Origin of the sequence: uncultured Ruegeria sp. (genome assembly GCF_947489545.1) — a bacterium.
Lineage (GTDB): Bacteria > Pseudomonadota > Alphaproteobacteria > Rhodobacterales > Rhodobacteraceae > Ruegeria.
In genome coordinates, this window is the sequence record NZ_CANLDZ010000008.1 from 198,137 (window position 1) to 209,128 (window position 10,992).

The 10,992-nt window shown below is 56.1% G+C and carries 12 protein-coding genes; 7 read left to right on the top strand and 5 right to left on the bottom strand.

The genetic code is table 11. The features are described 5' to 3' along the window. The first annotated feature begins 150 nt into the window (after positions 1 to 150). Both Q1B13_RS13425 and Q1B13_RS13430 read left to right on the top strand, forming a co-directional pair. Positions 151 to 624: a YHS domain-containing (seleno)protein gene (locus Q1B13_RS13425; protein WP_299080574.1), complete on the top strand. Its 474-nt coding sequence runs from the start codon at positions 151 to 153 to the stop codon at positions 622 to 624. Between the two features lie 269 nt (positions 625 to 893). Next, positions 894 to 1,427: a porin family protein gene (locus tag Q1B13_RS13430; protein WP_298935402.1), complete on the top strand. Its 534-nt coding sequence runs from the start codon at positions 894 to 896 to the stop codon at positions 1,425 to 1,427. A gap of 55 nt (positions 1,428 to 1,482) precedes the next feature. On the opposite strand, the gene Q1B13_RS13435 is transcribed toward Q1B13_RS13430, so the two are convergent. Beyond that, a complete protein-coding gene (locus Q1B13_RS13435) occupies positions 1,483 to 2,466 on the bottom strand; it encodes a quinone oxidoreductase (RefSeq protein WP_298935403.1) in 984 nt (327 codons plus the stop codon). A 191-nt stretch (positions 2,467 to 2,657) separates the two neighbouring features. Between Q1B13_RS13435 and Q1B13_RS13440 the strand changes: the two genes are divergently transcribed. After that, positions 2,658 to 3,515 (top strand): DUF2189 domain-containing protein, encoded by an 858-nt coding sequence (locus tag Q1B13_RS13440; RefSeq protein ID WP_299080571.1) that lies wholly within the window; start codon positions 2,658 to 2,660, stop codon positions 3,513 to 3,515. Between the two features lie 19 nt (positions 3,516 to 3,534). Here the strand turns inward: Q1B13_RS13440 and Q1B13_RS13445 are convergent, their stop codons facing one another. After that, entirely contained in the window at positions 3,535 to 4,521 is a 987-nt protein-coding gene (locus Q1B13_RS13445) for an NAD(P)H-quinone oxidoreductase (RefSeq protein ID WP_299080569.1), read from the bottom strand. Between the two features lie 64 nt (positions 4,522 to 4,585). Beyond that, entirely contained in the window at positions 4,586 to 5,278 is a 693-nt protein-coding gene (locus Q1B13_RS13450; RefSeq protein ID WP_299080566.1) for a COQ9 family protein, read from the bottom strand. A gap of 111 nt (positions 5,279 to 5,389) precedes the next feature. On the opposite strand from Q1B13_RS13450, the gene rpsU reads away from it, so the two are divergent. Together rpsU and Q1B13_RS13460 are read left to right on the top strand one after the other, a co-directional pair. Further along, the gene (gene rpsU / locus Q1B13_RS13455) at positions 5,390 to 5,596 is read left to right on the top strand and encodes a 30S ribosomal protein S21 (protein ID WP_005614280.1); all 207 of its coding nucleotides are present in this window, start codon (positions 5,390 to 5,392) and stop codon (positions 5,594 to 5,596) included. Positions 5,597 to 5,894: 298 nt separating this feature from the next. Then, positions 5,895 to 6,995 carry a CAP domain-containing protein gene (locus Q1B13_RS13460; RefSeq protein ID WP_299080563.1) on the top strand — a complete coding sequence of 367 codons (1,101 nt, stop codon included), beginning with the start codon at positions 5,895 to 5,897 and terminating at the stop codon, positions 6,993 to 6,995. Positions 6,996 to 7,054: 59 nt separating this feature from the next. On the opposite strand, the gene ppk2 is transcribed toward Q1B13_RS13460, so the two are convergent. Then, positions 7,055 to 7,993 (bottom strand): polyphosphate kinase 2, encoded by a 939-nt coding sequence (gene ppk2 / locus Q1B13_RS13465; RefSeq protein ID WP_298935409.1) that lies wholly within the window; start codon positions 7,991 to 7,993, stop codon positions 7,055 to 7,057. 276 nt (positions 7,994 to 8,269) lie between these two features. Here ppk2 and Q1B13_RS13470 point away from each other — a divergent pair, with 276 nt between their 5' ends. After that, a complete protein-coding gene (locus tag Q1B13_RS13470) occupies positions 8,270 to 9,109 on the top strand; it encodes a CPBP family intramembrane glutamic endopeptidase (RefSeq protein WP_299080560.1) in 840 nt (279 codons plus the stop codon). A gap of 4 nt (positions 9,110 to 9,113) precedes the next feature. Here Q1B13_RS13470 and Q1B13_RS13475 read toward each other — a convergent pair whose 3' ends face one another. Then, positions 9,114 to 9,572 carry an Lrp/AsnC family transcriptional regulator gene (locus Q1B13_RS13475; protein ID WP_298935412.1) on the bottom strand — a complete coding sequence of 153 codons (459 nt, stop codon included), beginning with the start codon at positions 9,570 to 9,572 and terminating at the stop codon, positions 9,114 to 9,116. Between the two features lie 136 nt (positions 9,573 to 9,708). Between Q1B13_RS13475 and ald the strand changes: the two genes are divergently transcribed. Continuing rightward, the gene (ald, locus tag Q1B13_RS13480; protein ID WP_299080557.1) at positions 9,709 to 10,827 is read left to right on the top strand and encodes an alanine dehydrogenase; all 1,119 of its coding nucleotides are present in this window, start codon (positions 9,709 to 9,711) and stop codon (positions 10,825 to 10,827) included. Positions 10,828 to 10,992 lie beyond the last annotated feature (165 nt).

The window sequence follows — 10,992 nt, forward strand, 5'->3', positions numbered from 1 at the left end:
ACATTCACGATTGATTGCTTTGAACGTGATCCGGCCGCTTCCCACCTGAGATTTTGTGACGGCAAATTACCGGCCGCACTGGACAAAACCCTGGCGTCATCAGTTGCAATTTCAGCGACACACGGTGGCCCATTCACGAAAGGTGAAGCTATGAATACGTTTAAATCTCTGGTTGGCGGCGTTGCGCTGTCTGTTGCAATCGCGACTTCGGCCCTGGCCACTGGTGTTGAAATCAACGCAAGTTCGACCGGGTTGGCCATGCAAGGGTATGACCCCGTTGCCTATTTCTCTGAAGGCGAAGCCACAAAAGGGGACTACCGCATCACCACTCTGCATGACGACGCGATGTATCGCTTTTCATCGGAAGAAAACAAAGCCGCATTTGAGGCCAACCCAGCGGCTTATCTTCCGGCCTATGGCGGCTATTGCGCCTTCGGTGCCGCGATGGGTTTCAAGTTTGACGGCGACCCTAACCACTGGAAAATCGTCGACAACAAACTGTATTTGAACCTGTCAAAAGACATCCAGGAACGCTGGGAAGGCGACATCCCGGGCTTTATCGAACAGGCCAGCGCAAACTGGACTGACATCGCCGACAAGGATCCGGCGGAATTGCAGCAATAATCCGCTGAAAACCATGAACATGTCGGCGGCGGAGTGTTCCGCCGCCGCACCTCATTTGAAAGCATGATGTACCAAACCTATCTAATCTGGAAACAAGCGTCCTCTTGACGTGGATGCAGACCTCCGAAGGCAATCGGAGCAGCCGAGACTCGGGTCGGAATACAAAAAACATCAGTGATCCGGTTCCACGACCGGACCGTAGAAGTTTGTAGATGCACGCAGGTGAATTTGGCCGTGCAGTTGGGAATTTTGATCGAAAGGATAAACAGATGACAGGAAAATTGGCACTCGTCACCGCCGTCGCGACTTTGGTAGCAGGATCTGCGATGGCGCAGTCTTCGGGCAACTGGACAGGTTTTTATGGCGGTGCCCAGATCGGGTATGCCGACATAGACACCAGCGCGTCTGGCGTCGACGGAGACGGGCTGATCGGTGGTATCATCCTGGGCTATGACTATGACCTGGGGGATTGGGTTGTTGGCGGTGGTTTTGACTATGACTGGTCCGATGTTGACCTGTCTGGCGCCGCAACGGTCGAGAACGTCTGGCGCCTGAAGGCACGGGCAGGCTACAAAGTGAACCCGCAGGGTCTGCTGTACGGAACTGCCGGCTATGCCGAGGCAGATACCGATACTCTGGGCAGCGACGATGGCTGGTTCATCGGTGCCGGTTACGAACAGATCGTCGCCCCTAATATCAGCATCGCTGGCGAACTGCTTTACCACGAGTTTGATGACTTCAATTCGTCAGGTATTGATGTGGATGCGACCACATTCCAGATAAAGGCAGCCTATCGGTTCTGAGTTCCTAGCTGCCATGAAGATCGACCCGGCGTATCGCGCCGGGTCTTTTTTTGTTTCAGACGTCCAGAATAGTACTGCCTGTGGTCTGCCGCGCTTCAAGCGCGCGATGCGCATCAGCGACCTGATCCAAAGGGAAACGCTGATCAATATGTATCTTGACCTCGCGCCCTTCGACCTTTCCAAACAAACGCCGCGCCATCGCCTGACACACCGCGTGATCGGCGATATGCGTGAATAGAGTTGGCCGCGTGATCTTGAGCGATCCTTTCTGACCAAGAACACCGATGTTCACCGGCGGAACCGGGCCAGACGCATTGCCAAAGGAAATCATCATACCCAGCGGTTTCAGGCAGTCCAAAGATCCTTCGAACGTATCTGCCCCAACCGAATCCATAACCACATCGACACCTTTACCGCCTGTGATCTCGGCCACGCGCTCGGCAAAATTTTCTGTCCGGTAGTTGATGCAATGCGCAGCACCATTGAATTGCGCCAGACTGCATTTTTCATTCGTACCTGCGGTTCCAATCAGGGTGATGCCTTCGGACTTCGCCCATTGGCAGGCAATCAATCCCACACCTCCGGCAGCCGCATGGAACAGGACGGTATCCCCCCGTTTCAGCGGAGTTGTGCGGTGGAACAGGTATTCGACCGTCAGGCCCTTTAACATCATCGCGGCTGCGGCATCGTATGAAATACCATTCGGCAGAGGGCAGACCTGCGCAGCGGGCATCACCCGGGCTTCGCAATACCCACCGGATGGGGTCGCAGCATAGGCAGCGCGTTGACCCGGCTCCAGATGGGTCACGCCTTCGCCCACAGCCTCAACCAGACCGGCAGCTTCCATGCCAAGTGCGTGCGGTAGATCCAACGGATAAAGGCCTGTGCGCTGATAAACATCGATAAAGTTCAACCCGCAGGCATGGTGACGAATAAGAACCTCGCCCGGGCCGGGTTCGCCAATCGGCTGGTCTTCGATCTTCAGGACCTCTGGCCCGCCGAATTCATGAATGACAACCGTACGCGATGTTTGCGGCATGCTGACCTCCTCTTGTCTGATCCTACGCTAACATGCCTGCAAGATGGGGCAATCAGATGATCTTGCGGTGTTGACCCCGATATCCGGCAAACTGTGGTATACTGGTTCCAAGTGTTGCCGGCTGGACCGGCCACGGGCAACCGGAGCCGGATCCATTCCGCGGCGCAGAACTCGCCAGGAAAGGGATGAAAATGGCTAAAACAATCGGAAATCCGATCAGCTGGGCCGCCCAGAGTCTGGGGGCGACAAGAGATCACGTTTCGGAAAGCGTTTCCCGGATCGGCAGTTCGGATACAAAACAGCTGCCCATGGTCCAAACACTCACCCTGCAGGACTTGCGTGCCTGTTTGAGGGCCGGATACCACGATTTTCTCGAAACACGGGCAGACGCGATCTTTATCGTATTGATCTACCCGATCGCCGGGCTGTTGATGTTCGGATTCGCATTGAACATGAATTTGGTGCCATTGCTGGCGCCACTCGTCGCGGGGTTCGCCCTGATCGGCCCGGTCGCTGCGGTAGGATTGTACGAGATCAGCCGCAAGCGTGAGCAAGGCAACGAGGTGCATTGGCTGGACGCCTTCGGCGTGTTCCGATCACCGTCCTTTGGCGCCATCCTTGTGTTGGGGTTTTATCTTGTGATGCTGTTGCTCATCTGGCTGATGGTCGCGCAGAGCATTTACGTTCACACGTTAGGCCCGGAACCACCCACATCCTTCGCTGCATTTGCCACGCAGGTTTTCACAACCGGAGTGGGGTGGACCATGATCCTGTTCGGCACGGCCGTTGGATTTCTGTTTGCCCTATGCGCCCTGGCCGTTAGCGTCGTCAGTTTCCCGTTACTGCTTGATCAGAAAGTCGGCCTGCCGGTTGCAGTGGTGACCTCGGTCCGCGTGCTGCGACACAATCCCGGTGTTATTCTGACCTGGGGTTTCATCGTCGCAGCCCTGCTGGTGATCGGTGCCATCCCGATGTTGCTGGGACTGATTGTGGTTATGCCGATATTGGGTCATGCGACCTGGCACCTGTATCGACGCGCAGTCGCCTGACCCATCCGTTTGACCAGGGTTACCCCGATATGTTCAGAGCGATCTTTCCGATGTGACCAGAGCTTTCCATCCGGGCGTGGGCTGCAGCCGCATCCGACAGATCAAACGCACTGTCCATCACCGGCGCAACTTTGCCAGCCTCCAGCAACGGCCAAACGGCCTCCTGCAGATCCTGGGCAATCTGAGCTTTCGCCAGATCACTTTGCGGCCGCAATGTGCTTCCCGTGAGCGTCAGGCGTTTGACCATCATCAGCGCAAAGTTCAACTCGACCATCGGACCTTGCAGAAAGGCTATCTGCACCAAGCGTCCGTCCTCGGCCAGAGCCTTGACGTTGCGAGGGATGTAATCGCCACCGACCATGTCGAGAATCAGATTCGCACCCCCCTCGGCCCGCATGACCCCAACGAAATCCTCATCGCGATAGTTGATGGCCTTTTCGGCTCCAAGATTGACACAAGCCTCGCACTTTTCATCCGACCCAGCAGTGGCAAACACCCTTGCGCCAAATGCGTTGGCCAACTGGATCGCGGTCGTTCCGATCCCGCTGGATCCGCCATGGACCAAGAAACGTTCGCCGGCTTTCAGACCACCGCGCGTAAAGACATTGGACCAGACGGTAAAGAATGTCTCGGGCAGACAGGCGGCTTCTTTGAGGCCCATGCCTTGCGGTACCGGCAGGCAATGCGCAGCCGGAGTAGCCACATACTCGGCATATCCACCGCCGGGCAGCAGGGCGCAAACTTGGTCGCCAACAGACAGGCCTTCGACCCCCGCGCCCAAAGCAACAACTTCGCCCGACGCTTCAAGGCCTGGCAGATCACTCGCACCGGGCGGAGGATCATAAGCGCCCGCGCGTTGCAGTGCGTCGGGTCGATTGACTCCGGCATACGCGACTTTGATAACCACCTGCCCTGCCCCCGGTTCGGGCACGGGTCTTTCGGTCAGCTGTAAAACATCGGGGCCACCCGGCTTGGTAATCTCAACGGCGCGCATCATCTGAGTCATGAGCAAATCTCCTTTGCTCAATGCCTAGCAGGCATCCGAACAGAGGCCCAGATGGAACGAGGTTCTATTTTCGCGGGTTGAGCAATCCGGGCAAGTCGGCCCGCATCTTCATCGGAGCCTTCACATGGCTGGCCAGCCAGTTGGGCACCGCAAGGAAAGGCTTGAACAAAGGGTTGTCCCTCACCTGCGCTTTCAATTTCTCAAATTGCATGACGTCATCGATGCGGCGGTCCAGAAACTCCCATGCCCGCTGATGGTCGGGGCTGTCATCGCCCAGCCAGAACAACAGGGTGGAGGAATACACACCCGACAAAGTTGCACGCTTGGTATACCAGTTCACATCATCCGACGTATCACCCAGCGCGTCCCAGATCATATCGCAGGTCTGCCACACGGCCTTGGCGCCTTCGCCCGCATGCATCGGCAGGGAAAACAAGGTCATCCCGCGACGCACAAGTTCCTTATCTTCGACCGCCTCAAGCCTATAGCGCACGGCAGCAGCGATTTTTTCCCGGAATTTAAGGCCGCTCATATCTTCGGTCTTGATCCGTTCCAACATAACCGCGTCACCGCGAGCGTGATAGGCCAGCGCCAAATCGACTGCCCCGCGTGGGCAAATGGCACGTGCCAAACCGTCCTCGAGATCACTGTCTGTGATTGCAGCGCGAAAGCTTGTTTCAGACCAGCCGTCGAACGGAACATGGTTCAAAATGGCGTTCAACAATTGCTGTTTGGCGTCTTCGTAAGTAACGGTCATGGTGGTTCTCCGGTTCTCGGACCCAGTACTAGACAACATAGGGGCGCTTTGCTATACGGCCAACTCCTGCAATTTCCTTGCAACTCTATCTAGAAAGGTGGTGACAACCACATGCAGGTTAGTGTTCGCGACAACAATGTCGATCAGGCGCTCCGTGCCCTGAAGAAAAAGCTGCAGCGCGAAGGCGTGTTCCGCGAAATGAAGCTTAAGCAACATTTCGAGAAACCGTCCGAGAAAAAAGCGCGAGAGAAAGCTGAAGCGATCCGCCGTGCCCGTAAACTGGCACGTAAGAAAGCACAGCGCGAAGGTTTGCTCTGAGAGCTGCCTGACTCGTCCAGCTTTGGATGACACTATTTGACGACCCCCGAGGCATCGCCCGGGGGTTTGTCGTTTTTGGGACCGGATACAATCCGCCGACTCGGCTTTTACACGTGCGACAAGCTGCCATTTTCCTGTCAGCGGCATTTTGCCCGGCATTTTGCAGCGCAACGAATCCCGCGGCGGTAGCACTGCGTCGCCAAAATTCGTGCGATAAACGGACCTCCCTATTTCTCTCGACATGCTCACTTCTAAGTGGCCGCGTCCACAAGGACACAACCATAAAACGGAGGCACTTATGTCGACTGCAAGCACGTTCGAGCGTGAAATGCTCGCGCTTATCAATCAGGAACGCACATCCCGCGGGCTTGATCCGCTGCAACTTGAGACCCGGCTGAACGACTCATCCGAGGATCACAGCGAATGGATGCTGAACTCGGACACATTCAGCCACACCGGATCGGGGGGCTCCTCGGCAACTCAGCGTATGCAAGATGCCGGGTTTGACCTGTCGGGAAGCTGGCGCACCGGCGAAAACATTGCCTGGCAATCTGAACGCGGTGCGCCTGGCATCAACGATGACGTTGTTCAACTGCATCAGGGTCTGATGGACAGCCCCGGTCATCGGGCCAACATACTGAACCCTGATTTCAAGTACATCGGAATCGGCATCGAAACCGGTGACATGCAGGGCTATGACGCCGTCATGGTCACGCAGAACTTTGCCAACACCGACGGTCCTGTGATGTTGGACAACGGCAATGCCCCCACAGCACCCGCGCCCACAACCCCAACCGAGGAAGTCGCTGAGCCGGAAGAGCCAGAGGTCGAAACTCCGGAAACTGGTGTGACGGAAATAGAAGAGCCAGAACCCGAAACCCCCGCAACGGAAGAACCTACAGTGGAAACTCCGGAGACGGATGTGACCGAGACTGAGGAGCCGGAAGTGGAAACTCCTGAGGTTGAAGAGCCAGAAACCCCTGACACTGATGTCACAGAGACCGAGGAGCCTGAAACAGAAACCCCGGAAACCGAAGAACCTGAAACGCCGGGCACCGACGTCACCGAGACCGAAGAGCCCGAAACAGAAACCCCAGAAACAGAGGTGGTCGATGCTGGTGAACCAGAACTCGCCTGTTTCGATGTTCAGGCTTTCCTCGATGAACTCACATCCTTCATCGAAGGGCTCCACACACAGTTGGATGAATTCAACTGGAACACCACCCAAACGGCGGCAAACGATGCGGGTGACACGGATGCCTTCGAGATGGTTCCGCGGTCAGGAACCAATCAGGAAGAAGAGGCGACGGCAAACGATGTGGACATGGTCACGGACGATACCTGTGACTTCTATATGTTCAACACGTTCAGCTTTGACTGCATGATGGACGCCGCCTGATCAGGCGCTCCGGTGCGGGGCAGTAGCTTCTGCCTCGCACCACCTTAGGCCGTTTGCTGTCAGTAGATTTTAGGCACATACAACTCGTCGGGCAGGATGCGACGCTCGTATTCCGGATTGTACCGCCGATCCGGCAGATTAACCTTTTCCTGCGGAACATCGTCATACGGAATTCTCGTCAGCAAGTGTTCGATGCAATTCAATCGCTCGCGCTTTTTGTCGTTGCCTTCAACAATGTACCAGGGCGCCTCGGGGATATTGGTGCGAAACAACATGTCCTCTTTGGCTTTAGTATAGGACTCCCAACGAATGCGAGACTCCAGATCCATCGGCGACAGCTTCCACTGTTTCATCGGATCGTGAATACGCATTAAGAAGCGCAACTGCTGTTCTTCGTCGGTGATTGAGAACCAGTACTTCAGCAGGATGATCCCCGAGCGGACAAGCATTCGCTCAAACTCGGGAACGTCTTTAAAGAACTGCTCGACCTGATCCTCGCTTGCAAACCCCATCACGCGTTCAACCCCGGCGCGGTTGTACCAGGACCGGTCGAACAACACGATTTCACCCGCCGCTGGCAGATGCGGCACGTAGCGCTGGAAATACCATTGGCTCTGCTCACGACGGCTGGGCGCAGGCAGGGCGACAACGCGTGCAACACGTGGGTTCAACCGTTGTGTGATACGTTTGATCACCCCCCCTTTGCCCGCGCTGTCGCGCCCTTCGAACAGAATGCAAACCTTTGCGCCTGTGTGCTGAACCCAGTCCTGAACCCGGATCAATTCAGCCTGCAGCCGCAACAGATTGCGAAAATAGACCTTGCGATCCAACATGTCTGGATGTTGTTCGCGATAGATCTTGCGAACCTCCATCGAAAGCATGGGTTCGCTGAATTCAATCTCAAAATCTTCGTCCAACGTGTCTTCAAGCTCGGCTTCGAGCCAGTCTTTGGGGGCGCCATTGTTTTCGTATGCCAAGGTCTGCTCCTTCTCAGTCATCGGGTTCGGACCGTACCGGGTGTGTGTAACTGCCTGATGTCATCTGATAAAATGATGTCACCGCAATGCCCCGGCTTGACCGGATCGAACCTGCAAAGCACTTTCGGCACTGGGGTAGCTGTGCCGTATCCGATTGAATGTGAACGTCTCGCCCTGTGGATACAAGCGTTAGAATTGACGCATTGCATGGGCATTACTGCTATAGATCAAATTCGCGTCTTGTGCTGAGGTGCAAATGCGCGGCATCACAGCCGGACTCCAATCAATGAGATGGGCGTGACGCAATTTCTCTCTCTCCTGCCTGGAATCTGGCCTTGGCTGATCCTGATCACGGCGCAATTGGCGGCATTCGCGGGGCGATCCGCCCTAGGCCTGTCGCTATTGGCTTTGTTCGGGCTGGTCTCTTTGATCATCGGGCTGATGTCACCGCTGGCAACTGCACTTGTGGGTGTTGGTTTGCTAGGTGCGTTCCACCTCCGACACCAATCAGGGTGGCTCGCCGCCATCGGGCATATTGCACTGATACTTTGGTGTCTGGCGCTAGGTGCGCATCTTTTGCCCGGGTTCAACAACACACGTATTCTGGATCAGGTGACGGCAGGTGCCGACAGCGCTACTTTCACGATGTTCCTTAACGTCGACAAGCCAATGGTGTTTTTTGCGGTCCTGCTGGTCTGCCCGGGTATGTTGAACAGCCACCAACGAACACGCATCGCGCCCCTTGTACTTGGAACCGCACTGCTCCCGCTGTTGTTCACTTTGGGGCTGTATGCCGGAGCCGTACGACTTGAGTTTGGCCTGCCGTCCTGGTGGTTGATCTTTGCCTTCTCAAACCTGTTCCTGACTTGCTTGGCGGAAGAGGCGTTCTTTCGCGGTTATCTGCAGTCGGTACTAGGGTCAAAGCTAGGGACGACCGGCGGGATCGCTGTCGCCAGCTTGTTGTTTGGCCTTGCTCATATCGGCGGCGGGCTTGAGTTGGTGGTTTTTGCAACGCTTTTGGGCGTGGGGCTTGGGATGGGTTTCATTGCAACCGGTCGTCTATGGGTGCCTGTAGCGATGCATTTCGGGTTCAATTTCCTGCATCTCGCCCTCTTTACGTATCCCGGTTCAGTCTAATACATCAGACCGGCAAAGCAGTGGTTTTGAAAACTGTACGCAGAGCGAAAGAACTTTGCATCTGAGCAACCCCTGGCAACCGCGACAGATACTGACGGTGAATACGGGCAAAATCTTCGGTGTTTTCAGCAACCACTTTCAGGATATAGTCCGCCGTTCCCGCCATCAGATGGCATTCCAGCACATCCGGAATACGCGCCACGGCCTTTTCGAACGCTTCCAGAACTTCCTCGGCCTGCCCTTGCAGCGTGATCTCGACAAACACGGTTGTTGGAACATTCATTTTTCGGGCATCAAGCAAAGCCACGTAGTTGCGGATATACCCATCAAACTCCAACCGCTGCACACGGCGATGGCATGCTGATGGTGACAGATTCACCTGTTCGGACAATTCCGCATTCGACATGCGGCCATTTCGCTGCAGGGCGGCCAGAATCTTACGATCCGTCGTATCTAAGCTCATTAGCGCACATCCATTGCAAGAAGATTAGCTTCTACGGGATATTCTTTCAAAAGTCAGCCCAAAGGCACGTTTTGTTTCACAATAATTGCGCTGAAAAATGCTCATAATTTAGGCAGTTTACAAACGGAGACCACAAATGAAAATCGGTTGCCCCAAGGAAATCAAACCTCAGGAATTCCGCGTCGGCATGACCCCTAACGCTGCTCAGGAAGCGACTGCGCGCGGTCATGAAGTGCTGATCGAAACCGGAGCCGGGATCGGCGCAGGCTTTGAAAACGAGGCCTATGTCTCGGCCGGTGCTCGCATTGTGGACACCGCAGAGGAGGTTTTTGCAACGGCCGATATGATCGTGAAGGTCAAGGAACCACAAGCGGTAGAACGCAAGATGCTGTGGGAAGGGCAATTGCTGTTCACTTATCTGCATCTGGCCCCCGATCCGGACCAGACGCATGACCTGATCGAATCCGGATGCACGGCGATCGCCTATGAAACCGTGACAGATGCCAGTGGCGGTCTACCGCTGTTGGCTCCGATGTCCGAAGTTGCAGGTCGGCTTGCGCCTCAGGTCGGTTCGTGGACCCTGCAAAAAGCCAATGGCGGTCGCGGCGTGCTGATGGGTGGCGTTCCTGGTGTGGGCCCCGCCAATGTCGTGGTCATCGGTGGTGGCGTCGTCGGCACTCACGCAGCCAAGATCGCGGCCGGTATGGGCGCGGACGTCACCGTGCTGGACCGTTCGCTGCCACGGTTGCGATATCTGGATGATGTTTTTGGCGGCCTGTTCAAGAACCAATATTCGACCGCCGGGGCAACAGCCGAACTGATCCAGACCGCTGACATGGTTATCGGTGCGGTGTTGATCCCGGGCGCTGCAGCCCCAAAACTGGTCACCCGCCAGCAGCTTTCCACTATGAAGCCAGGTGCGGTTTTGGTGGACGTCGCCATTGATCAGGGCGGTTGCTTTGAAACATCGCGGGCCACGACCCATGCCGATCCGATCTACGAAGTGGATGGAGTGATGCACTATTGCGTTGCCAACATGCCGGGGGCGGTTGCGCGCACATCTACAATCGCATTGGGCAACGCGACGATGCCCTTCATGCTGTCACTTGCGGATAAAGGCTGGAAACAGGCGTGTCAGGACGACCCGCATTTGTTGGCGGGTCTAAACGTTCACGCCGGTCAGTTGACCTATTACGCTGTCGGTAAGGCGTTGGGCATCGATGTCGTCTCACCAAGCGTTGTCATCAAAGCCTGAAAACCTCCCGCCTGTGAAAGGCCCTTTTGACAAGGGCTTTTACAGTGGTGGGGGTGGGGGGGGGCCCCCCCCCGGGGGGGGCCCCCCCCCCCCCCCCCCGGCGAGATAGAGCACCCACCAACCCGCGCCGCGCCCCCCCCCCCACCCACGAATACAAAAAAAAAA

Excerpts from the sequence above, each read along its gene's own strand:
- Q1B13_RS13425 (WP_299080574.1), top strand. The coding sequence starts at position 151 with ATGAATACGTTTAAATCTCTGGTTGGCGGCGTTGCGCTGTCTGTTGCA.
- Q1B13_RS13430 (WP_298935402.1), top strand. The coding sequence starts at position 894 with ATGACAGGAAAATTGGCACTCGTCACCGCCGTCGCGACTTTGGTAGCA.
- Q1B13_RS13435 (WP_298935403.1), bottom strand. The coding sequence starts at position 2,466 with ATGCCGCAAACATCGCGTACGGTTGTCATTCATGAATTCGGCGGGCCA.
- Q1B13_RS13440 (WP_299080571.1), top strand. The coding sequence starts at position 2,658 with ATGGCTAAAACAATCGGAAATCCGATCAGCTGGGCCGCCCAGAGTCTG.
- Q1B13_RS13445 (WP_299080569.1), bottom strand. The coding sequence starts at position 4,521 with ATGACTCAGATGATGCGCGCCGTTGAGATTACCAAGCCGGGTGGCCCC.
- Q1B13_RS13450 (WP_299080566.1), bottom strand. The coding sequence starts at position 5,278 with ATGACCGTTACTTACGAAGACGCCAAACAGCAATTGTTGAACGCCATT.
- rpsU (WP_005614280.1), top strand. The coding sequence starts at position 5,390 with ATGCAGGTTAGTGTTCGCGACAACAATGTCGATCAGGCGCTCCGTGCC.
- Q1B13_RS13460 (WP_299080563.1), top strand. The coding sequence starts at position 5,895 with ATGTCGACTGCAAGCACGTTCGAGCGTGAAATGCTCGCGCTTATCAAT.
- ppk2 (WP_298935409.1), bottom strand. The coding sequence starts at position 7,993 with ATGACTGAGAAGGAGCAGACCTTGGCATACGAAAACAATGGCGCCCCC.
- Q1B13_RS13475 (WP_298935412.1), bottom strand. The coding sequence starts at position 9,572 with ATGAGCTTAGATACGACGGATCGTAAGATTCTGGCCGCCCTGCAGCGA.
- ald (WP_299080557.1), top strand. The coding sequence starts at position 9,709 with ATGAAAATCGGTTGCCCCAAGGAAATCAAACCTCAGGAATTCCGCGTC.